Source organism: Bacillus yunxiaonensis (assembly GCF_037104695.1).
Lineage (GTDB): Bacteria > Bacillota > Bacilli > Bacillales > Bacillaceae_G > Bacillus_A > Bacillus_A yunxiaonensis.
In genome coordinates this window covers 36,801-58,281 of sequence record NZ_JBAWSV010000010.1, presented here as the reverse complement: position 1 = coordinate 58,281, position 21,481 = coordinate 36,801, and the positions used below count along the sequence as shown (strand labels likewise).

The 21,481-nt window shown below is 36.8% G+C and carries 20 protein-coding genes, 2 pseudogenes and 1 riboswitch; of the genes and pseudogenes, 13 read left to right on the top strand and 9 right to left on the bottom strand.

Annotated features, from left to right (window positions below):
- Window positions 1–640: 640 nt before the first annotated feature.
- Together WAX78_RS21985 and WAX78_RS21980 are read left to right on the top strand one after the other, a co-directional pair.
- Window positions 641–1,207, top strand: a pseudogene (locus WAX78_RS21985) (sensor histidine kinase); the annotation flags it as partial.
- Between the two features lie 137 nt (window positions 1,208–1,344).
- Window positions 1,345–1,965: a hypothetical protein gene (locus WAX78_RS21980; protein ID WP_336484268.1), complete on the top strand. Its 621-nt coding sequence runs from the start codon at window positions 1,345–1,347 to the stop codon at window positions 1,963–1,965.
- A 74-nt stretch (window positions 1,966–2,039) separates the two neighbouring features.
- On the opposite strand, the gene WAX78_RS21975 is transcribed toward WAX78_RS21980, so the two are convergent.
- On the bottom strand, window positions 2,040–2,942 hold the full coding sequence (locus tag WAX78_RS21975) for a Nif3-like dinuclear metal center hexameric protein (protein WP_336484176.1): 903 nt from the start codon (window positions 2,940–2,942) through the stop codon (window positions 2,040–2,042).
- A 137-nt stretch (window positions 2,943–3,079) separates the two neighbouring features.
- On the opposite strand from WAX78_RS21975, the gene WAX78_RS21970 reads away from it, so the two are divergent.
- Window positions 3,080–3,403: an iron-sulfur cluster biosynthesis family protein gene (locus WAX78_RS21970; protein WP_336484174.1), complete on the top strand. Its 324-nt coding sequence runs from the start codon at window positions 3,080–3,082 to the stop codon at window positions 3,401–3,403.
- A 164-nt stretch (window positions 3,404–3,567) separates the two neighbouring features.
- Here WAX78_RS21970 and WAX78_RS21965 read toward each other — a convergent pair whose 3' ends face one another.
- Entirely contained in the window at window positions 3,568–3,798 is a 231-nt protein-coding gene (locus tag WAX78_RS21965) for a hypothetical protein (protein WP_336484172.1), read from the bottom strand.
- Window positions 3,799–4,022: 224 nt separating this feature from the next.
- Between WAX78_RS21965 and WAX78_RS21960 the strand changes: the two genes are divergently transcribed.
- Window positions 4,023–4,928: a DMT family transporter gene (locus WAX78_RS21960; protein ID WP_336484171.1), complete on the top strand. Its 906-nt coding sequence runs from the start codon at window positions 4,023–4,025 to the stop codon at window positions 4,926–4,928.
- 23 nt (window positions 4,929–4,951) lie between these two features.
- Here the strand turns inward: WAX78_RS21960 and WAX78_RS21955 are convergent, their stop codons facing one another.
- Window positions 4,952–5,173, bottom strand: a complete 222-nt coding sequence (locus tag WAX78_RS21955; RefSeq protein WP_336484170.1) for a hypothetical protein — start codon at window positions 5,171–5,173, stop codon at window positions 4,952–4,954.
- A 247-nt stretch (window positions 5,174–5,420) separates the two neighbouring features.
- Here WAX78_RS21955 and WAX78_RS21950 point away from each other — a divergent pair.
- Window positions 5,421–5,567 (top strand): annotated as a pseudogene (locus WAX78_RS21950) (ATP synthase subunit I); the annotation flags it as partial.
- A gap of 153 nt (window positions 5,568–5,720) precedes the next feature.
- Here WAX78_RS21950 and pckA read toward each other — a convergent pair.
- Window positions 5,721–7,307, bottom strand: a complete 1,587-nt coding sequence (pckA, locus tag WAX78_RS21945; protein ID WP_336484168.1) for a phosphoenolpyruvate carboxykinase (ATP) — start codon at window positions 7,305–7,307, stop codon at window positions 5,721–5,723.
- 219 nt (window positions 7,308–7,526) lie between these two features.
- Window positions 7,527–7,651, top strand: a riboswitch (SAM riboswitch).
- Between the two features lie 166 nt (window positions 7,652–7,817).
- Between pckA and metK the strand changes: the two genes are divergently transcribed.
- Window positions 7,818–9,017: a methionine adenosyltransferase gene (metK, locus tag WAX78_RS21940; protein ID WP_336484167.1), complete on the top strand. Its 1,200-nt coding sequence runs from the start codon at window positions 7,818–7,820 to the stop codon at window positions 9,015–9,017.
- Between the two features lie 84 nt (window positions 9,018–9,101).
- Here metK and WAX78_RS21935 read toward each other — a convergent pair whose 3' ends face one another.
- Genes WAX78_RS21935 through WAX78_RS21925 form a run of 3 tightly spaced genes read right to left on the bottom strand, consistent with a single transcriptional unit; the run spans window position 9,102 to window position 9,840 of the window.
- Complete coding sequence (locus WAX78_RS21935) at window positions 9,102–9,449, bottom strand: DUF3139 domain-containing protein (RefSeq protein ID WP_336484166.1); 348 nt, start codon at window positions 9,447–9,449, stop codon at window positions 9,102–9,104.
- 20 nt (window positions 9,450–9,469) lie between these two features.
- Window positions 9,470–9,655 (bottom strand): hypothetical protein, encoded by a 186-nt coding sequence (locus WAX78_RS21930; RefSeq protein WP_336484165.1) that lies wholly within the window; start codon window positions 9,653–9,655, stop codon window positions 9,470–9,472.
- A gap of 2 nt (window positions 9,656–9,657) precedes the next feature.
- The gene (locus WAX78_RS21925; RefSeq protein ID WP_336484164.1) at window positions 9,658–9,840 is read right to left on the bottom strand and encodes a hypothetical protein; all 183 of its coding nucleotides are present in this window, start codon (window positions 9,838–9,840) and stop codon (window positions 9,658–9,660) included.
- Window positions 9,841–10,000: 160 nt separating this feature from the next.
- On the opposite strand from WAX78_RS21925, the gene WAX78_RS21920 reads away from it, so the two are divergent.
- From WAX78_RS21920 to WAX78_RS21905, 4 genes are all read left to right on the top strand, one after another.
- Entirely contained in the window at window positions 10,001–10,510 is a 510-nt protein-coding gene (locus tag WAX78_RS21920; RefSeq protein WP_336484163.1) for a MogA/MoaB family molybdenum cofactor biosynthesis protein, read from the top strand.
- Window positions 10,507–11,097: a molybdenum cofactor guanylyltransferase gene (gene mobA, locus WAX78_RS21915; protein ID WP_336484161.1), complete on the top strand. Its 591-nt coding sequence runs from the start codon at window positions 10,507–10,509 to the stop codon at window positions 11,095–11,097. The genes WAX78_RS21920 and mobA overlap by 4 nt, the downstream gene beginning before the upstream one ends.
- 215 nt (window positions 11,098–11,312) lie before the next feature.
- Window positions 11,313–11,708, top strand: a complete 396-nt coding sequence (locus tag WAX78_RS21910) for a hypothetical protein (protein ID WP_336484159.1) — start codon at window positions 11,313–11,315, stop codon at window positions 11,706–11,708.
- Between the two features lie 41 nt (window positions 11,709–11,749).
- Window positions 11,750–12,394, top strand: coding sequence for an NUDIX hydrolase (locus tag WAX78_RS21905; protein WP_336484158.1), 645 nt, complete (start codon window positions 11,750–11,752; stop codon window positions 12,392–12,394).
- A 119-nt stretch (window positions 12,395–12,513) separates the two neighbouring features.
- On the opposite strand, the gene WAX78_RS21900 is transcribed toward WAX78_RS21905, so the two are convergent.
- Both WAX78_RS21900 and WAX78_RS21895 read right to left on the bottom strand, forming a co-directional pair.
- Window positions 12,514–13,047, bottom strand: coding sequence for a GNAT family N-acetyltransferase (locus tag WAX78_RS21900; RefSeq protein ID WP_336484157.1), 534 nt, complete (start codon window positions 13,045–13,047; stop codon window positions 12,514–12,516).
- A 286-nt stretch (window positions 13,048–13,333) separates the two neighbouring features.
- Entirely contained in the window at window positions 13,334–13,804 is a 471-nt protein-coding gene (locus WAX78_RS21895; RefSeq protein ID WP_336484155.1) for a hypothetical protein, read from the bottom strand.
- Between the two features lie 442 nt (window positions 13,805–14,246).
- Here WAX78_RS21895 and WAX78_RS21890 point away from each other — a divergent pair, with 442 nt between their 5' ends.
- The 3 genes from WAX78_RS21890 to WAX78_RS21880 all read left to right on the top strand — a co-directional run bounded on the left by WAX78_RS21890 (window position 14,247) and on the right by WAX78_RS21880 (window position 21,114).
- Window positions 14,247–16,106, top strand: coding sequence for a GAF domain-containing sensor histidine kinase (locus WAX78_RS21890; RefSeq protein WP_336484153.1), 1,860 nt, complete (start codon window positions 14,247–14,249; stop codon window positions 16,104–16,106).
- Window positions 16,081–16,719, top strand: coding sequence for a response regulator transcription factor (locus tag WAX78_RS21885; protein ID WP_336484152.1), 639 nt, complete (start codon window positions 16,081–16,083; stop codon window positions 16,717–16,719). Before WAX78_RS21890 ends, WAX78_RS21885 begins: the two co-directional genes overlap by 26 nt.
- A 243-nt stretch (window positions 16,720–16,962) precedes the next feature.
- A complete protein-coding gene (locus WAX78_RS21880) occupies window positions 16,963–21,114 on the top strand; it encodes a S8 family serine peptidase (protein WP_336484151.1) in 4,152 nt (1,383 codons plus the stop codon).
- Window positions 21,115–21,481: the final 367 nt, after the last annotated feature.

Sequence of the window (21,481 nt, the reverse complement as noted above, 5' to 3'; positions counted from 1 at the left end):
GTAAGGACCTTACGCCCTCATTTTAAACATTATGTTTTTGATAAGTAAACAATAAAATGCCATCATCTATATTTTAAAATTCATATGTTCCATATTCGTATTAGAAAAAACATTATATCCAGAAAATTAAATGCTATGAATCACTTCACTAAGTGAAATAGTTATAATCTAATAATTAAGCCTAAAATGCAAAGGTTTTCATCGATCTATATGAATCGCTCGTTAAAAAATGTTTCTAATATAATTTAATAGTACCTTGTATATTAATTTACTTTATTTGGGAAATGTAAAATTGCATATAAATATGGTCATATCAATGATAAATAATCCATAAAATTATTATCTTATAAATAGTAATTTTATTTTCCATAAACATCGCAGGGGGAAAGTTTTTTATACAGAGAATCAGATGAGATATGTTAAAAATATTTCTAAATGTATAGGTATAAACTAAATACACCTGGAGAATACAAAGCGAAAAACAAGGATAACTAAATAGGAGATAAAACGCTTGAAGAGTATAAAATGAAAAGTAATAAAGAGTGGAATTTGATCCCTCATTAATGAGCAGTAAGACACCACTTTAAGATTGAGAGAGAAGCAAAGAAGATAGGTGGAGGATAGAACATTATGAAATGAAGTAAAGGAAATACAAAGATTAAATGGTTTAATTAATAACTTATTTGATCTTTCAAAGTTAGAGCATGGGCAAGAAGAGTTTCATCCAAGTTTAACACATGTGGACAGAGTGTTATTAGAAGTACTAGATTCACATTCTATCTTACTAGAGGAAAAACATATGCATTTAGAAGTACAGGTGTCTGATACATTGCCTCGGCTTTGGATTATGCCGTGTAAAATAGTACGGGTTATTAGTAATTTGTTACATAATGCAATTCGGTATTCCCCTGCATCTTCTACAATTAATTTGATTATGGAGGAAAATAAACAGAAGCGACATGTTCAATTTATTGTGCGTGATGAAGGGGAAGGTATCGCATACAATGATCAATTACGCATATTTGAACGTTTCTATAGAACGGATCAGCCCAGAAGTTCGCAATCTGGAGGATCAGGGCTTGGATTAGCTATTGCGAAATCATTAGTTGAAATGCATAAAGGAGAAGTCGGGGTGCAAGATCGTTCAGACGGTAAACAAGGAAGTGAATTTTGGTTTACTCTTCCTGTTACATCGGAAAAGAAATAAGACTGCTGAAGGAGAATTAAATAATATAGTACCAAATAATTTTTATGATATAGAGAAGGGCAAGTATACAAGCCTGCTCCTATCCTTTCTATATAATATTATATAGAAAGGATAGGAGGTTCGTTTAGTTGAGTGATATTTACAACAAGAAAAATGTGGAACTTTCCCCGCCTTGGATCACATATTTTAATGAAATTAAGTTTTCAATTGGAGCAGATCCAGAAGTAACAGTTGGACCACTTATTTCAGATGATGATCATTATATTATTCTTGTAACAGTAACAGGAAATGAGAAGGCAAGAGCAATTGCAACACTTCTCAATCCTACGATAAGCTTCGGGAATATTCATGTAAATGTTGTTGTTTCAAATAGAGAAGGACAAATTGCTTCTCCATTTCCATGTCCGTTAGATGAGTTTGAAATTGCACATTATTTTCAAGTGGCATTAGAAGGAAATCCTTTTTTTGAGGATGTGGTTGTGAAATCACAATTACCTGGAGGACCGAATGTAGTGTATCCTGTTTTTAAGCCCGCAGTTATTCAGTTTTTCAATGATGACATTTCGAATCTGTGCAATACGTTTGTAGCGGTTGCGGCAGATGTGTTCAAAGATGTAATACAAAATACAATATGCGATGTACCTATCTTGTTTTCTACAAGTTGTGATGGAACAAGTGTAGCGAGCGGAAAATTAGCGGATTTTGAGGTGAAGAATAAGGGGACTGCACCCAAACTTTTTTTAAAAGAAGTAATCTAACTGTTACTATACTGTATCCTCTTAAAATGAAAAAAGCGCTATTCTTTTTTATAGAAAGAATAGCGCTTACTGTATTAACACCACCATTTCTCCTGTGGCAATAACACAACATTTACATGAAAGTTTTGCGAAAACCAATCATACATTAACGTTTTTTTCACTAAAAACTCAGATGCAGAATGAGAGACCCCAATTAGCGACATATTTGTATGAGGGATGTACTCTTTCATGATGGCATATTTCTTTTTGCCATATTCGTTATCGATATAACAATGCACCTCTCCAGTAATATAAGCTTGTGCACCTTTTTCCTCTGCTTCTTGCATCATACTTACTTTATCGCCGCAGCCAGCGATGATTGCGATTCTCGAAATATGAGAATGTGTTTGTCCTTCAAAGTCTACATACGGGATGTCAAAAATTTTTTTTGCTTTTTCAATTAGTTCATTTGTATGTGTTGGAGCGATTCCACAAATCAATCCATCACCTTCAGCGAAGCTTTCAATTACTGATGCATGCAGTGCTTTGGCGATGGCGATACTTGTACCGTAAGTTTGATGACGGTCCATTGGCGCGTGGCATGTGTACACGGACAGTCCTTTTTCTTTTATAGCCCGTAAATAATGTTCTGGAATAGGAATGAATCCGCGCCCTGGTAAGCCTTGTGGATCGCCGCATTCCATGACAAGCGGATGATGCATAAATAATAAGTCACCAGCTGTTCCTTCAGAAAGAAACCTATCTAGCACTTCATCTGTTGGAAAGACAGCTAGAAATACGTTATGAACAGTATCTTCTCCTTTTAACATGAGTCCGTTAAAATATGTCACAAAATCATCCTCGAAGAAATCTTGCCACGGAAAAGAGATTGGATCATAAGCAGCTGGAATAAAGCGGCTAAATCCAGGATCTATTCCATATTTGTGCACTGTAAATAAAGTATCTAATTGATGTTGTATGTCTTGGAGTGCTGGCATGATGCAATCCCCCTTTGGAAAAATATATAAATTTTATTATATATTTGAATGAATTTTCTGTATATATAAATCGAACTGATTTATAAAAAAGAATGCTACAATAGGATAATCGTTATATATGTAGGAGGAAAAAAAGAATGAATGTTACAGTGACAGACACGGCATATGAGAAAATCAAAGAGATGATTCCAAGTGAGGCAAAATATATAAAATTATTTTATGATACAGAAGGATGCGGCTGTGTGATGAGTGGAATTATTGACTTAGTTGCTGTATCTGAAAAAGATGAGCGCGACGTAGAGATCTCATCAAACAAATTTCAGTTTATTGCAGATCGAACGAAGCTTGTTTTTATGGATGATAACTTGATTGTTGATTTTCAGGAATCAGGAGGAAACTTTCAATTAAAAAGCCCGAGTCAATATTATAATCCGAACATGAAATTGCATGTTCGAGTGTAATTGATGGAATAAAAAAGAAGAAAGCAGATTATATTTGCTTTCTTCTTTTTTATTTCACTATTTGTATACGATAAAGTTCAGAGAGAACAAAGAAGATGGCTGGAGGAAAATAGTCTGTAGGAGACTCAGCGGTGAAAGTTTCTATCTAATGATATAAGCACGTATTAAGGGATTTCTTCTTCTTGAATAATTGTTTCGGTTTTGATTGAAGAATCACCGTTTGCAAAGAGGAAGAAAGCAAGGCCTCCAAGAACAACGAGAAATAAAAAGAGTATAATTATAATAAGTATGACTGTGATGATGGTTTTTCGCTTCCTGTGTTGTCGCTGGGATAGTAGATTTTCTATCTTTTCGAGTTGTTGCTCTACATGTTCTAGTCGTTTATCCATACTCATATATATTCCTCCTTTCGTATGATAAAACCTTATGCATACCTTGAGGATTGTTATTTCATCTGTCCTAGTATTTTTTCTGTGTTCATACATATTCTTCCTCTATTATGTATGCAAAACCTGATGCATATAGAAAGGATAAGTAGGATGTTTAAAGGAAAGAAGGAGTTACAGTATATGTCTCGAAACTTAATGAAGTAAAGTATCGGATATAGTGGGGGAAAGATATGAAAAGATGGGGAATTGAATTACTGCTTTTCTGTGTCGTGATTATATGGGGAATTAATTATACAATCGGAAAGTACGGTATTGTGGAATTAACAGCAATCCAATTTACAGCAATGCGCATGGTTACTGCTGCACCACTTTTATTATTGTTGACGTTTTACATAGAAAAATCACTTTATATTGCATGGAAAGATATTGTGAGGCTTATTTTTGTTAGTATGGTGGGGATTACGTTATATCAGACGTTGTTTATGGAGACAATTCAACATACGTCTGCAACAAATGCGTCGTTATTAATTTCGATTTCTCCCATTTTTACAACAATGTTTGCCGTATTCTTGAAAGAAGAACAGTTTTCATCACGTAAACTTATTGGATCGGTCATTGCGTGTATCGGAGCTGCACTCGTATTACTTGCGGGGCATTCACTTGTACAATCTTTTTATGGTAATGCAATTGGACTCATTACTTCGATTTGCTGGGGATTGTATCCTGTTTTAGCAGGGCCGCTTATGAAGAAATATTCAGCCCTGCGCGTAACGGCTTGGTCAGCAGCAATTGGTGCAGTGCCACTTGTATTATTAAGTGGTTGGCAAATTGTTCAGCTGCCTTTTGTCATTCAGCATAGTAGTACATGGTTTTCGTTATTGTATTCTATTTTTCTTGTTACAGTGTTCGGACTTGTCATGTGGTACGTTGGGATCCAAAAAATTGGTGCATCCCATACGATGGTGTATATGTACGTTACACCGTTTGTAGCAGTTTTATTTGCAGCAATATGGGCACGAGAACAGTTATCTTTACAACAAATGATAGGCGGGCTTGTTATTTTTGTTGGTTTATGGTTTGTAAAATCTAAAAAAGCTAATCAAGCATTACTTATAAAAGAAAATATATCAAAATAAGAAAGCAGAGCGAATCTGCTTTCTTATTTTTTTATTTTCGGTAAGAAAATAAGATACAAAATAGCTGTAATAAATGGAATCCAGTTGAGAAAAGGGAAGCGGAAATAAGTGACGAGAATCAGACCGGTGAGAAGAACGCTGAGAACAGCATAGAAAACACTATGCTTAGATGTATACCAATATAATGTTAAGCCAACGAGAGCTGGAATAACAAAATGAATAAGAGCGATTAAAAAGAAGAGCAATGGAAGTCCCTCCTTTATTGTATACTTACTATATAGTATCCATATTTTGTAAGATTGATAGCTTATTTTTTAGAATTTGTCAAAAATGTTTGCGAAAGCGACACAATTAGTTGGGCTGCTAGAAAAAGAAACCGTGTAAAATGTTATTTCTTGAAAATGTTTTACTAATATAATTACTGTGTGTACAAGGGAAATTCTTTGGAGATGGATAACTACACATTGGATGAAGATTTATATAGATAGAAATTTTGTAGCAGCAATACTTGGCGCAACTATTATGTACGAAATTGAACATCATATGGTGATGTGGGCATTTGCTGTTGGAATTATGGGTGGATATACACTAATTGTTATAAATTTAGCATATTACAGTATAAAAGATGCTAATAAATAGGAAAGAGGCTTGCGAGATTACTCGTAAGCCTCTTTTTATATGTAAGTATGTGTTACTGCAAGAAAACGTGGGCTTTGTCGGTGAGTACTTGTTTTCCTGCAATAACAACATGCTTATTCACATGATTTAGGATATTTCAAAGTAAAGTCGGGTTTAAGCGATTGGACCGCCAAGTTTTACAATTGTTTCAGAAACGTTATCAAATTGCTTGAAGTTTTCTTTGAACTTATTCGCAAGCTCAGTTGCTTTTGCTTTGTAAGCTTCTTTATCAGCCCATGTTTGTTCTGGCATTAATACTTCATCAGGTACACCAGGAACATGAAGCGGTACTTCAAGACCAAAGATATCATGTTTCACTGTTTCAGCGCTATCTAATTCGCCGTTTAATGCAGCTTGCACCATTGCGCGTGTATGGCCTAAATTCATACGTTTTCCAACGCCGTATTCGCCGCCAGTCCAGCCAGTGTTCACTAAGAATACTTTAGCATCGTGCTTCTCGATTTTTTCTCCAAGCATTTCTGCATAGCGAGATGCATCAAGCGGTAAGAATGGAGAACCGAAGCATGTTGAGAATGTTACTTGCGGTGAAGTAATACCACGCTCAGTTCCTGCTAGTTTACTAGTAAAACCGCTTAAGAAATGGTACATAGCTTGCTCTTTCGTTAATTTGCTGATTGGAGGCAATACGCCAAATGCATCAGCAGTTAAGAAAATGATTGTATTTGGATGACCTGCAACGCTAGGTAATACGATGTTATCAATTGCATCAATTGGATAAGCTGCACGTGTATTTTCTGTTAAGGCAGTGTCATCATAATTTGCAATGCGTGTATGATCATCAAGCACCACGTTTTCCAAAACAGAGCCGAATTTAATCGCGTCAAAGATTTGTGGTTCTTTCTCGCGAGATAAGTTCACACATTTTGCATAGCAACCGCCTTCAATATTGAATACGCCGTTATCAGACCAACCATGCTCGTCATCACCGATTAATTTGCGGTTCGGATCAGCAGATAATGTTGTTTTACCTGTTCCAGATAAACCGAAGAATAAAGCAACATCGCCTTCTTCACCTACGTTTGCAGAGCAGTGCATAGAAAAAATATCTTGCTCTGGAAGTAAGTAGTTCATGATAGAGAAGATTGATTTTTTCATTTCACCAGCGTATTCTGTACCTCCGATTAACACGATACGCTTTTCAAATGAAACAATAATAAATGTTTCTGAGTTTGTGCCGTCGACTTCTGGATCTGCTTTAAAGTTTGGTGCAGATACAATTGTGAATTGTGCATCATGATTTTTTAATTCTTCCTCAGTCGGACGGATGAATAATTGATGTGCAAATAAGTTATGCCATGCATATTCATTAATAACTTGAAGAGGAAGACGGTAGTTGCGGTCTGCTCCTGCAAATCCTTTGAATACGAATAGCTCTTCTTTTTCTTTTAAGTATTCCAATACTTTTGTATATAATTTATTAAAATGCTCTTCAGAAATCGGTTGGTTTACAGAACCCCAAGCGATTTTATCCGTAACAGATGCTTCGTCTACAATAAATTTATCTTTCGGAGAACGTCCTGTATATTTTCCTGTTGAAACAGAAACAGCGCCAGTAGAAGTTAATTGTCCTTCTTTTCTCATTAATACTTTTTCCGTTAATTGTGGAACGCTCAATTGAACCTGTGCATTGCTTCCGTTTAAAAGTTCATGTAATCCAATTTGGACATTCACAGTACTCATATTTATATACCATCCTTTATTTAATTTATAAATATCTCTCATAATCCCTATGAAGAGTATAACACAATTATATAAATAATGTATACTATTTATTTGTTTTTGTTTGTGTTATTATATTACTTTTTTCCATATATTTCTGCCCTGAAAAACTTATAGGAATATGTGTATATGGATTGACAAATGAAAAGCATTTCTTTAGTATAGTTGAGGACGGATACTCTCTTATCCCGAGCTGGCGGAGGGACAGGCCCGATGAAGCCCGGCAACCTCACTTGTATGTATGATAAGCGCAAGTGAATAGGTGCTTAAACCTGTGCGAGGTGTAATATCTCGAACGATAAGAGCGAAAAGGGCAAAAAGCAGTATGCAAGTAGCGAATACAACCTTTCCTCTATTATAGGAAAGGTTTTTCTTTTGCACTTGTGGGAGAATACATGAATGTCGCAGTTTGTGGCAAATTAAGGATGAGTTCCGTACAATATATACATTTACTGTAGGGAGGTTTACCACATGACAAAAAAACGTCATCTGTTCACATCTGAGTCTGTAACTGAAGGACATCCAGATAAAATTAGTGACCAAATTTCTGATTCAATTTTAGATGCAATCTTAGCAAAAGATGCAAACGCACGTGTAGCTTGTGAAACAACAGTAACAACTGGTTTAGTATTGGTAGCGGGGGAAATTACGACTTCTACTTATGTAGATATTCCCAAAATCGTTCGTGAAACAATTAAAGGAATTGGTTATACTCGTGCAAAATATGGTTTCGATTCAGAAACTTGTGCAGTTTTAACATCTATCGATGAGCAGTCTGCTGACATCGCAATGGGTGTTGACCAAGCGTTAGAAGCACGCGAAGGTCAAATGACTGACGAAGAGATCGAAGCAATCGGTGCAGGCGACCAAGGTTTAATGTTTGGTTTCGCATGTAATGAAACAAAAGAATTAATGCCGCTTCCAATTTCTCTTGCTCATAAATTAGCTCGTCGTTTAACGGAAGTACGTAAAGATGATACATTACCATACTTACGTCCAGACGGTAAAACACAAGTAACAGTTGAGTACGATGAAAACGGTAAACCAGTTCGTGTTGATACAATTGTAATTTCTACACAACATCATCCAGAGATCGCTTGGGAACAAATCGATCGCAACTTAAAAGAATTTGTAATTAAACCAGTTGTACCAGCTGAATTAATCGATGAAGATACAAAATTCTTCATTAACCCAACTGGCCGCTTCGTTATCGGTGGACCACAAGGGGATGCTGGTTTAACAGGTCGTAAAATTATCGTAGATACTTACGGTGGATACGCTCGTCACGGCGGCGGTGCATTCTCTGGTAAGGATGCAACAAAAGTTGACCGCTCTGCAGCATACGCAGCTCGTTACGTTGCGAAAAACATCGTAGCAGCAGGTCTTGCTGACAAAGCAGAAGTACAACTTGCATACGCAATCGGCGTAGCGAAACCAGTATCTATCTCTGTTGATACATTCGGCACTGGAAAAGTATCTGAAGAAGTATTAGTAGAACTAATCCGCAGCAACTTCGATCTTCGCCCAGCTGGTATCATCAAAATGTTAGACTTACGTCGCCCAATTTACAAACAAACAGCAGCATACGGCCACTTCGGACGTACTGATGTAGATCTTACTTGGGAACGTACAGACAAAGCTGAAGCTTTAAAAGAGCAAGCTGGTCTATAATATAGGAAGAAAAAAGCTTTGCGCGTGTGCGCAAAGCTTTTTTTATTTAAATCATATGGTAACGTAGCGTTGTAAACGAGAGTCCTAATACTCCCCAAAATGTTTATGTTTGTATGAATAAGTGTAAGGATTTACCTTGCTATCAAGTAATGTTTCATTATAAGCAAGAACTCCTTTTCTTTCTGTATCTCCAATTTTTTGATAGCGATACGTATAGATAACATGTGATTCATCCTTGTACGTAACATCGACCATATATCCGAACTTAAAGTCGTACCGTACTTCAAGACTTTTTAAATCATCTTTCTGGTCGCCTTGTGAGAATAAATACGCTTCTACTTTATGAGCTATGTGATTTTTATAAAATGAAGTACCGCTCCAAAAACAAATGATTACAATTGTAATTATGAAAGCAATATTTCTTATTTTCACGCAATCACCTTTTTAACATTTTAGTTGCTTTCCTGTTTTTCTACTTTCCCAACGCAAGAAGTGCAATACACTTCCCCGCCGAGTTCAATATATTTTTGAATGTTTGTCATACCGCTTGGCGGATATTGCATGTAAATCCAAGAACGCTCATGTACTGCAATTTCCTTCCCGCATGATGTACACGTAGTTGATTTTTTACCGAACATAGTTATTCCCCTTTACGATAACGAATTTTTCCGGCCCAAAAGGCTGAACATAATAAAAAGAGCGTGCCAAATCCCCAGCCGCCAATTGCTGCATATGGTACAGCGTCTTTTAGTGCCATGCCAGCGCTAATAGAAGCGACGAATAGCAAAATAAATAACGTCGTTAATTTTCTCATTGTATCCATATGAATTTCCTCCCTTTAAAAACCTATATTTTTATTATAAGGTAAATTTTAGAAAAGGAATGTTTTTTCGGTAAAGAAGTGTGACAGGTCTCACATTTTTTTGCTGCCATATTATATATGATAAAATTTAGACAAGCTTATCAATGGGGAGGAAAATAGAATGAGTGTCACAGAACATAAAAAACAATCACCACTATCTGTTCGCTGTAAAATCATAACAATTTCAGATACACGAACAGAAGAAACGGATAAAAGTGGACAGTTATTAAAAGAGTTATTAATAGAAGCAAATCATCAAGTAACAGCGTATGAAATTGTAAAAGACGATAAAGAAAGCATTCAGCAAGCTGTGTTAACAGGCTACCAACAAGAAGATGTAGATGTTGTGTTAACAAATGGCGGCACTGGAATTACAAAACGTGATGTTACAATTGAAGCAGTAGAGGCATTGCTTGATAAAGAAATTGTAGGCTTTGGAGAACTATTTCGGATGATTAGTTATTTAGAAGATATCGGCAGCGCGGCGATGCTAAGCAGAGCAATTGGTGGAACAATTGGAAGGAAAGTTGTCTTTTCCATGCCAGGATCGACTGGTGCGGTTCGCCTTGCGATGAATAAATTAATTTTACCAGAGCTTGGGCACATTACATTTGAGTTGCATCGCCAGTGAAAATAGCAGGAATTGTATTAGCCGGCGGACAGTCCAGTCGTTTTGGAGAGCCGAAAGCATTAGCCATTTGGCAGGGAAAAACATTTATTGAACATAGTATAGAAGCATTGCAAGAAGTTGTAACAGACATTGTTGTAATTAGTCATCCACGCATTACAAATGAACTTTCGCACATATTGGATGTACCCGTTGTAGAAGATATTGAATTATACAAAGGAAACGGCCCGCTTGCCGGTTTATTAACAGGTATGGAATTTGTAGATGCAGATTGGTATATCGTTGCACCGTGCGACACACCAAATGTTTCGAAAGAGTGGGCACTGGAATTAACAGAACGAGCGAATGAAACATATGAAGCAATTGTTCCACTTGTTGAAGAACGAAAACAACCGCTTTTAGCGCTATATCATAATAAAGTAAAAGAAAAAATAGAGCAGTTATTAAAGGAAGAGAAGAGAAGCATGCAGGGGCTATTATCTCAGTGTAATGTTCAGTATGTGACAATAGAAGAAGCACTAGATGTATTTCTGAATGTAAATACAAAGGAAGAATATAGCCAATTACAGAAGCGAAAGGAAAAGGAGTAAGAGCTCTTTTTCTTTTTTTGTTAGAAATTGCAGAAAATTATAATTTTTATTAAAATAATGGAAATGTGTTCCTATATTCATATAAGGTTTAAAAAAAGAAACATCATGTTTAGAGAAGTGGAGGAGGGAAAGTGACCTTTTTCTTAGAAAATTTTTTATTAGGAAAGATAGTAAAGTTAGTTTGTTGTGCGGGGCTTATTTTTGTTTTATTTTCTATGGGGAGAATTTTTGAGGCGGTAGAAAGATATGCCCAAAACATATTTGGGAATCGGATCTCTAAAAAGGTACTGTATGTTCTATTTGTGATAACGACAATGTGCTTTGAAGGAGCAAGTTTGTGGTTGTTATCAATTTTCTTTCACTGGGAACTTGTAACGACCTTATTTGCAGGAAGCTTTGTATTAGTCATTGTGACGTGGAACACACTCTATTTTCGAAATTCATTTCATAATCAAGCAAGAGCGGTAAGTCGTTTTGTGGGAGGCACAGATGAGCATACAGAATTTCGAACAACGGAATTGTCAGCTCATCCGTTTGCGATTGGAACATTTTTATTTGGAATCATTAGCATTGTAGGTTCGTTTCTCTACTATTTACCATACTTGGTATAGAGTAATGATTGAAGAAAATTAGAAAGTAGGGGGAATACATAATGGAAAGTGAATTACTGAAAGTATTTGATGAACATAGAAATCCGGTAGGAGTAGCGACTCGTGAAGAAGTACATAAAATGGGGCATTGGCATGAGACATTTCATTGCTGGTTCATAAGTAGAGAAGATGGAGTAGATTATATTCATTTTCAAATTCGTAGTCATACAAAAAAGGACTATCCGAATTTGTTAGACATTACAGCTGCGGGCCATATATTAGCTCATGAAACCGTGTATGACGGAATACGCGAAGTGAAAGAAGAAGTGGGGATTGATGTCTCGTTTGATGAACTCGTATCATTAGGCATTATCAATTATTGCGTTACAATAGAAGAGTTTATTGATAAAGAATTGGCTCACGTTTTCTTATATGAAAATAAAAAAACAATGGACGAATATAAGCTGCAAATAGAAGAGGTATCAGGAATTGTCAAAGCTGAATTGAATAGTTTTTCTGAACTTTGGTTAGGAGAAATGAATGAAATTACAGTGGAGGGCTTCGAAATGAATGAAGCTGGAGAAAAAGTTTTAATCCATAAAACCGTAGGCAAAAGTAACTTTGTGCCTCATGAACATTCGTATTATGAGAGTATTATCACGTCGATGAGGGAGAACATGAAGTCGTTAGGGAGTATGAAAGCGTAAAGCGAATGACCAAATAATTTTTGTATGGGTAGGAGGTTTTGGATTAACCTCCTCCCCATGTTTATCCCGCTATTCGCGGGCACCTCCCACTGATGGAAGTTTCACTTTATAATCCGTATTTAAAGCATCAAACCCATAATAAGAGTATTGTAATACTCACCATTTATATACGTATCTTGTTGTAATAATCCTTCTTCTTTAAAGCCGACCTTCTGATAAAGCTCTATTGCTTTATCATTGTCTTCTCGAGTTACAAGATGTATTTTCTTAGTTGTGCCATTTTCTTTTGCCCATTCAATAAGTTCTTCCATCATTTTTCTACCTAAACCGAATCCGCAGTGCTCCTCTGCAATCACGATTCCTAGTGTTCCTACGTGTTTTGTTCTAGCTTTTGGACTAGAGGTAATGGAGGCGATACTTATAATTTCATCATCCATTGTTGCTAGTAAGATGATGGAGTTATTATCTGCTCCAGTAGATTCTATGAAGTTTTCATAATCGTGTAAAGACATACTGAATTCATTTTTCCCGAATGAAAGAAAATCAGTTTCACCGCCGACTACATTATAAAAATCGATCATAGATTGAGCGTCCTTTTGTAAAGCCTCCCTTATAATGACTTCTTTTCCGTTTCTCAAACATATTGTTTTCATATTTATCAACTTCTTTCGAATTAGTTATGTTCATCTTAATATTAATGTTTGAAATTGAATAGCGTTAAATTTTTGAATTAAAAAATGACAAAAAAAAGCGAAGAATGTTTATAATTCTTCGCTTTTTTTATGAAATAATAGGGTATATTGTTTATTGCATATATGAGAGAGTTCACTCATATCACATTATAACACTGTAAGCTATTTATAAAATATGCAATATTGCATATTTTAAATATTGACAGTTTAGAATGTTCCTCTTCTTTTTAAATAGTTAGTTGGTTATTTATGAGATACACATAAAGTTTCTAATTTGTGCATATCGATAACTTACTTTTCGACGGCGTCCTGCCTGCCAAGTATATCCAACTACGCCGTTTTTTCTAACTTCAGTTGGATAAAACCAAAAATCCCTTCCAAAAGGTCCTTGTCCTCTTAAACCAATAAATCCCCACCTGCCTAAACAATTACACATCGCTGATCGTATTTGCACCGTTTGTATAGGAGAAGAAAATGCTGCTGGTGCTGCTGGTTGTTGTGCCGGTGGTGGTGATGTTGGAGCATCTTCAGCATCATCGGGGCGATATACGTCATCGTCGATCTCTCTTGTGTCCTCGAATGGTTGATAACTGGGCTGTTGATAACCTGACTGTTGATAACCTGACTGTTGATAACTTGGCTGTTGGTAACTTGGTTGTTGATAACCTGGCTGTTGATTATAATTTACATGTGGAAAGTACATTGGCTGATTATTCATGAAAAAATCACCTCATTTTTTTTTATGCGCACTTAAAATATGAGTATGTTATGTGATTCTGATATGAAGCTTATTTATGGCCCAAATTACTTTTAGCAGTAAGAATTATATGAACAAATTGGATTTAAAGCATTATCTTTTACTGGTAAAGAACCAATTATAAAATGGATTCATATACATCTTTAGTTCTATATGATTAAAATAGAATATATTTACAATTATAACATTTGGTAGATAGTCAAATGAAGAATCTCATTTTATACTAATATTGTGTCACCCCTTCTAAGGGACAACGCACGGCCGGTGATTGGCTAATGGGAACCTTCTCATTTTGCCAGTGCCGGTTTTTTGTTGGATAATGGTAATAATAGATTTTTTAAGATAAAGGGAAACTTCCATCAGTGGGGGTCTTACTGCACGTTAAAGGAGGAGAGGGAGCGTTTTGAAAAAGGTAGATTTTATTTCTATGAGAGAACGAGTAGCTAGTGTTTATATTTATTCTATTTCTTTTCTTGGCTTGATTGCTGTTATCATTTCTTTATTTTTAAGTAAAATGCCTTCTCATCTCATACTGCTTTTGTTGTTAGTTATGTTTATGGGGATTACTGAGTATTTTCCTATCCGTATTTGGAGAGGGGGAATCACACTCAGTCTTACACTCATTTATGTAATGAATTGGCAGTTTGGAATACATATCGCTGTTATTTCTTGTGTATGTGTGATGTTATGTATCCATTTGCTTCGCCGTTTACCTATGCAAAGGACACTATTTAATTGTGCCCAGCTTGCTCTTAGTATTATATTAGCAGACTGGCTTTCCAGCGAATGTCTCTCTCTTTTTATTTCTGGGATGAATCTCTCAGGTTTATATGAAAAATTCATAAGCTTGTTTTTATTCAGCGTGTTTCTTTGCTTTTTTAACAGCATTTTTTACGATCTTTTAATCATACTTCTTCCTCAGCCATATCCGCTAGAAGAGTGGCGTAAAAAAAATATATTAGTAGTATTGAGTGTGAGTTTTTGTTTATTTTACTCCTCACTTATACATATTTTAGTTTACCGATATCGCGGAGTAATGGATGAAATTATGGTTCTGTTCTTCTTTTTTCCGCTTGTGGCAATCTGCATCATCAGCTCTTTTGTTAGGCAAATACGTGTGGAAAAAGAACGATTATATAAGCTTTTTTCCATTACGACGGAATTAAGTCATGGGTTATCTGCCGGAAACTTACAGCAGATGAAACAATCATTGAAAGGATTTTTAGGAATACAGGCATATGTTTTATGGGCAAAAGATGAGGAGAATTGGACACTTTTAGTAAAGGATGGAAAAGTACGTCATAATATTTCTGATTATTCTGACCTGTATACGAGGTTTGAAGAGATATCCGAAACTGTTGTTGTTACGGATTGGAAAACAGGTATGGCTCCGGGAGATGAAGTGTTTGAAAATACTATGCGCTCTCTTGTATATTTACCTCTTAAAGTAAACCATGAATTGGTAGGAATGTTTGTGGCAGGGAAAAGCAGGAGTGCAAGTTTTATTACTGAAGATGTACAGACTTTAGCTACGTTTGCCAACCAATTGGGCAGCTTGCTTAAAACACGGACGCTCGTTTCTGAGCAGGAAAAAAGAACGATTTTGGAAGAAAGAAATCGAATTGCTCGTGAAATCCACGATGGAATTGCACAAGCATTGGCTGGAGTGATATTCCAGATGGAGTCAGCCCAGAAGAAGTACGCAGATCGGCCAGAGGATATGCAGCAAGTGGTAGATACAAGCATAAAAAAATTACGGAAGAGTTTAGGAGAAGTTCGTTATTCTATTTATGCTTTAAAGCCATATCCAACACAAAGGCTAGGGCTAAAACAAGCAATTACAAATAAAATTCAATCCTTAAAACAAGAATATGATTTAGCCATCACATATCATGAAAGAGGTCGTTCTCGAAAACTTAGTTTTACGAAAGAACGAGTCATCTTCGATACTTTGCAGGAGAGTTTGCAAAACATTGTAAAGCATGCGAAGGCAGACAAAGTTGACATTTTACTAAGTTATCAACGGGAACATGTACTTTTGAAAGTGAAGGATAATGGAATTGGCTTTTCACTTTTTGAATCTATGATTAAAGCAAAGAATGAGCCGCATTATGGTATATTACATATGAATGAGCAGGCTGAACAGCTAGGGGCTGCCCTTCAGATTGATAGTTCAGCAGGAAAAGGAACAGAAATCACATTATTAATTCCAGATTCAGAAATGGGGGAGGAGTATCATGATTCGAATATTAGTAGTGGATGATCATACTGTTTTGCGTGATGGAATTCGAAGTATATTGGAACTCGAATCTGATATGCGAGTAGTTGGAGAAGCTGTTTCTGGGGATGAGGTATTAAAGAAAGTGGAAGAGTGTAATCCTGATTGTATTTTAATGGATATTAATTTACCAGGAAAAAATGGTATTGAGGCTACAGCACTCGTGAAAGATCAGTATCCGAACTGCCGTGTTCTCGTATTAACGATGTATGAACATGATGAATACTTGATAGCTGCTCTTCGGGCAGGTGCAGACGGTTATTTATTAAAAGATTCATCATCTGAGCAAGTGGTGGCGGCAATTCGAATGGTATTACAAGGAGATTCTGTAATTCACCCGCGCATGACTAAAAAGTTGATTACATATCATCAGCAAACGAAATCAGAATCAAATGAAAATGAACTGACAGAGCGTGAAAAAGAAATACTGTTTGAATTGGTCAAAGGTCTTAGCAATAAAGAAATTGCTGAAGCCCTATATATCAGTGACAAGACAGTTAAAATTCACATTAATAAGATTTTCAAAAAACTAAATGTGAAAAGTCGTTCGCAAGCTGTCATATATGCTGTTCGAAATCAGCTTGTTCCATTTTCTTAAATGAAAAGTACTTAAAAGAACTACGCTGTGTTTTATTATTTTACTCAAAATAATAGGCACGGAGTAGTTCTTTTGTACTATACAGAATAGAACTAATACCTTTAAAAAATATTCCTTTTTGATAATTTTCAGAAAAGTTTAAATTTAATAAGATAAGGAAGTAGAATCGTAGTCTAATAGCTTCGTAAATTTATGTTAAACAATGACTACAGAATAAAAATAAATTTAGGTGGGGGAACTTTTATGAAGAGAGGGAAATTTGGAAAGGTTCTTACAGGAACGTTAGTCGCTGGCATGCTATTGTCACAAGGCATTCCGTATAACGTATTGGCAGAAAGTCCGGTTGAACTGAATCAAGTTGATAATGCGGAGAAAGTCTTGAAAGACCTGTCTGCGGATCAAAGAAAGGCGTTGGAACAGTTAGATGTAAGTCCTAATTTTACGATTTCTCCTGATATTGATTCTAATAGTCCTGAATTAGTCAACGTTATTGTGGAATTCAATCAGGCTCCAGCAAAAATTGAAGTGATGAAACAAGCAGCAAAAGGAAAGAAAATAGCCTCTACTACTGCGCAAGCAAAAGTGGATGAAGAACATAAAGTGTTTAAACAACATGTCGAATCCTTGAAATCGAAGAAGGATGCCGGCGGCACGTACGATACACAAAAAGTGAAGATCACACGCGAATACAAAAATGCAATCAGTGGTGTAGCAATGACTTTACCTAGTGTTGCAGTGCAGGATTTAATTCAATCCGGAGTAGTAAAGCGTGTTTTTAAAGATTACGAGGTAAAAGTGGAACCTCCGGTAGAAACGAAAGAAACAAAAGAAACAGTCCAGCCAAAAATGGCGGACAGTATTCCGCAAATTGGTGTGGACAAGCTCCATGCAGAAAACATTACAGGTAAAGGAATTAAAGTTGGTGTTCTTGATACAGGTATTGACTATAATCATCCTGATTTAAAAGGTGCTTATAAAGGCGGATATGATTTTGTAGATAACGATGCAGATCCGATGGAAACAACATACGCGGATTGGATAAAAGCTGGTAAGCCGGAATATCCTGGCTTAGTGTATTACACAGAGCATGGTACGCATGTAGCGGGGACGATTGCAGCCCAAAAGAAAAATAATGCAGATTATGCGGTGAAAGGTGTAGCACCTGATGTAGATTTATATGCTTACAGAGTATTAGGCCCTTGGGGCGGAGGAAATACAGCGGGAATCCTTGCTGGAATAGATAAAGCAATTGCAGATGGTATGGATGTCATCAACATGTCGCTAGGCGCGCAAACTAATGATCCATTATATGCTACTTCGGTTGCAACAAATAACGCTATGCTTTCAGGTGTGGTGACAGTTGTTGCTGCAGGTAACGCTGGACCGAACGAAAAAACGCTTGGTTCTCCGGGAACGGCAGCGCTCGGTATTTCAGTAGGAGCAAGTGATGTTTCTATGTCTATCCCTACATTCAGTGCAAGTGCATCCAATGACAAGTTTGAAAACATGCAGTTATTAGGGAAAGACTTTCCTGATAAGTTAGAAGATTTACAAGGACAATCTTTACCGATTGTATTTGCGGGACTTGGTAAACCAGCTGATTTTACAGGGAAAGATTTAAACGGAAAAATTGCGTTAATTCAGCGCGGGGAAATTACGTTTGATGAGAAGATCAAAAACGCCAAAAATGCTGGAGCAAAAGCGGTTATCGTGTATAACAATGTAGACGGACAAATCTCTGCTTACTTAGGTGAAGGGGTAGGTCTTATTCCATCTTTCCGTCTGTCAAAAGCGGATGGCGAACGGTTAAAGGCGCTAGGTGAAGTATCTTTCAAATTCGAAACGTTAAGTAATACAAAAACGGAAGGCGATCACTTAGCTGATTTCAGTTCGCGTGGACCAGTAAATGGAAATTATGATATTAAGCCGGATGTAGTTGCTCCTGGTGTGTCAATTTTCTCTACTGCACCGGAATATATCAATGATCCGCAGGACGGTGTGAATTACAGCAATGCATATATACGCTTATCAGGTACTTCCATGGCGACTCCTCACGTGACAGGTACAGCAGCATTGATTTTGCAGGAGCATCCGGATTACACTCCTTTCGATGTAAAAGCAGCTCTTATGAATACATCGGATGATTTGAATGGCAAGAATTCCGTATACGAAGTGGGTGCGGGGCGCATCGATGCGTATCAAGCTGTTCATACGGACACATCCATCAAAGTATGGGACAAAACAAAAAATATTGAGAACGGAAATATTGTCGAAATTGACGACCAAACAGGCTCTATTATGTTCGGAAGACATTTTAAGCAAGGTGATAAACCGATTGAAGCGAGCAAAAAGGTGACGGTTCAAAACAACGGCAAGGAAGAAAAATCCTTTAAATTGGAAGTGGAGTATCACGGCGAACGTACAGGTATTCAAGATGCAGTGAAGAACGGTATAAAAGTTGAGGTGCCTGAATCTCTTACAGTAGCAAGCGGAAAATCGCAGGAGCTGCAGCCGAAAATTACGATTCCTTCTAGTGCAGCGAAAGGCAGATATGAAGGGTATATCCATGTAACGAATGCGAACAATCCGGCCGAAACGTATCAAATTCCATTCGCTGTCATGGTGACGGAAAAGGGATTTGAATATATAAAAACGAGTACACCATCCGTAACAAATAATACACCTTTCTGGGAATATTTAAACACTACGGTTCACGGAATCATGAAGTTGAATAGCCCAATGCAAACAATGGATATAGTTGTTAAGGACAGTAAAACAGGAAAAGCTGTAGGTTTTGTAGGAACAGCTAACACTAGTAAGTTACTAACGGACAGAGAAACCTTTCTTATAGGGGCATTCAGCGGCACTGTATATCCATTTACAAATGATCCTTCCAAGCCAATCAGCGATCTTCCTGTGAAGCTTCCGGCAGGTGATTATATACTGGAAATAATTGCGCACGATGAAGAAGGGAAATCATATGTTGCAGATAATCCGCTTATCGTGGACAATACAGCACCGGAAGTAAATATGGATAAAAAACCGGGTGTGATTGAGGTTAATGACTCCATGTTTACGGAAGAAGATGGACAGAAAGCGGTATGGCTGCATGGAACAGCTAAGGATGCGACGGTGGATGTATTGAAATCTAAAGGCTTGAACGTTGACCAATCATCCAACAGAATGGATTACTATGCAAATTCTGGATTCATAAGTGGGTTCTTCCCAATCCAAGCAAATGGAGATGTAAAATTCGGTATTGAGGCAAGTGATATTGCGACAAAACCTCTAAAATTGACTTTGAATACGTCTGATATTGCAACGACATTTAATAAGCAAAACTATATCTTCCTAAAAGAAGGTACGGAGTATACGACTTCTAGTTATGATAAGAAAGATGTAAAAATTGACGATACAATTACGATGACACTGAGCCTCAATAATGTAAAGCAGCTTGTATCTGGAGAATTCCAAGTAGGGTTCATGAAAGATTTGTATAAGTTTGAGAATGTGAAGCTGAACAATGCGGCAAACGAGTATGCAAAGGAAAATGGCCTGAAGGTATCGTTGCAAGAACCTGTGGTGACAGAAGGAACTAACACTAATACGGTGAAAGTTGGCGCATCTATGAAAGGGAATGCATTCAACGGTATGGACGGAGATATGCCTTTCCTTGATGTAACATTCAAAGTAGTAAGTGATGCATATTTCGATAATGCTACCGGATTTCAGGTGAATCAGGCGTCTTATATGAAAGCGGGACAAACAGCTGCTACTGCTATTCCTTATTTCGGTACGGAAAGCTTTAACATTATTCCAACGCATTCGAGAGTGCAGGGTTATATCACTCCAGAAGCATTTTTGAGAAATGACGGTAGTTTGTTAAAAGGTGATTATACAAAGATCGGTGCCCAAGTATATGCGATGTCTCCAAGCGGCAAAAAATATAAAGGAACGATTGATAACCGAGGATTCTACGAGATCAAAGGCATCCCAGCTTCTACTGAAGCATACACAGTTGTTATTGATGCCCCTGGACATCTCAAAGCAATGAAGAAGTTCATTCCTGGATATTCTGTAAACGGTGAGATGCGCGGGCAACATGTTAGAGTAGGTGCTAAAAATCTTGCAGGGGACGTGAATGGTGATAGATTGATTGATATTCGCGATCTGCAAAGTGTAGTCGATGTATACGGTAAGAAGGATGCATCTATCGTGCCACAAGACATCAATCAAGACGGTGTCGTAGATGAGACAGATGTCCGTTTCATTGAGAAAAACTTCTTGCAAAAAGAGGTCGGCGTTCCAGAAGTGGTTAAGCCAAAAGAAACAATCGGCAAAAAAGGTCTGGCAGACTTCCTGCGTCAAATCGGTTTGGAGCCAAAATCAAAGTAATACAGTGAAACTTCTATGAATGGGGGATTTTCTTCATCCCCCATTGATGGAAAGCTTTCACCAATCGGGCTCTTATTACCCCGAAGTAGCGGGATAAACATCATATCAGCAAGAAATGTTGAGAAAAGGGAAGGAATACAAAGTGTTCCTCCTCTTCTTATTTGTTATAAAGTATGAAGTGGATTAATTTCCGTATTTTGGATATTTATCACTTAATGTAATGATAAGGTTTATCCACCATTCATAAACCTTATCATTACTGTATTTTCTGCAAATATTGATGCAACGTCGCTTTAAAATTAAAAGTTCTTTATTAAGAACTTAGCTGTAGCTATCCTAGTAGTATTTATCGATTTTGATTCGGTTT

Excerpts from the sequence above, each read along its gene's own strand:
- WAX78_RS21975 (WP_336484176.1), bottom strand. The coding sequence starts at position 2,942 with ATGCCAGCACTCCAAGACATACAACATCAATTAGATACTTTATTTACA.
- WAX78_RS21970 (WP_336484174.1), top strand. The coding sequence starts at position 3,080 with ATGAATGTTACAGTGACAGACACGGCATATGAGAAAATCAAAGAGATG.
- WAX78_RS21965 (WP_336484172.1), bottom strand. The coding sequence starts at position 3,798 with ATGAGTATGGATAAACGACTAGAACATGTAGAGCAACAACTCGAAAAG.
- WAX78_RS21960 (WP_336484171.1), top strand. The coding sequence starts at position 4,023 with ATGAAAAGATGGGGAATTGAATTACTGCTTTTCTGTGTCGTGATTATA.
- pckA (WP_336484168.1), bottom strand. The coding sequence starts at position 7,307 with ATGAGTACTGTGAATGTCCAAATTGGATTACATGAACTTTTAAACGGA.
- metK (WP_336484167.1), top strand. The coding sequence starts at position 7,818 with ATGACAAAAAAACGTCATCTGTTCACATCTGAGTCTGTAACTGAAGGA.
- WAX78_RS21930 (WP_336484165.1), bottom strand. The coding sequence starts at position 9,655 with ATGTTCGGTAAAAAATCAACTACGTGTACATCATGCGGGAAGGAAATT.
- WAX78_RS21925 (WP_336484164.1), bottom strand. The coding sequence starts at position 9,840 with ATGGATACAATGAGAAAATTAACGACGTTATTTATTTTGCTATTCGTC.
- WAX78_RS21920 (WP_336484163.1), top strand. The coding sequence starts at position 10,001 with ATGAGTGTCACAGAACATAAAAAACAATCACCACTATCTGTTCGCTGT.
- WAX78_RS21910 (WP_336484159.1), top strand. The coding sequence starts at position 11,313 with ATGGGGAGAATTTTTGAGGCGGTAGAAAGATATGCCCAAAACATATTT.
- WAX78_RS21905 (WP_336484158.1), top strand. The coding sequence starts at position 11,750 with ATGGAAAGTGAATTACTGAAAGTATTTGATGAACATAGAAATCCGGTA.
- WAX78_RS21900 (WP_336484157.1), bottom strand. The coding sequence starts at position 13,047 with ATGAAAACAATATGTTTGAGAAACGGAAAAGAAGTCATTATAAGGGAG.
- WAX78_RS21895 (WP_336484155.1), bottom strand. The coding sequence starts at position 13,804 with ATGAATAATCAGCCAATGTACTTTCCACATGTAAATTATAATCAACAG.
- WAX78_RS21885 (WP_336484152.1), top strand. The coding sequence starts at position 16,081 with ATGATTCGAATATTAGTAGTGGATGATCATACTGTTTTGCGTGATGGA.
- WAX78_RS21880 (WP_336484151.1), top strand. The coding sequence starts at position 16,963 with ATGAAGAGAGGGAAATTTGGAAAGGTTCTTACAGGAACGTTAGTCGCT.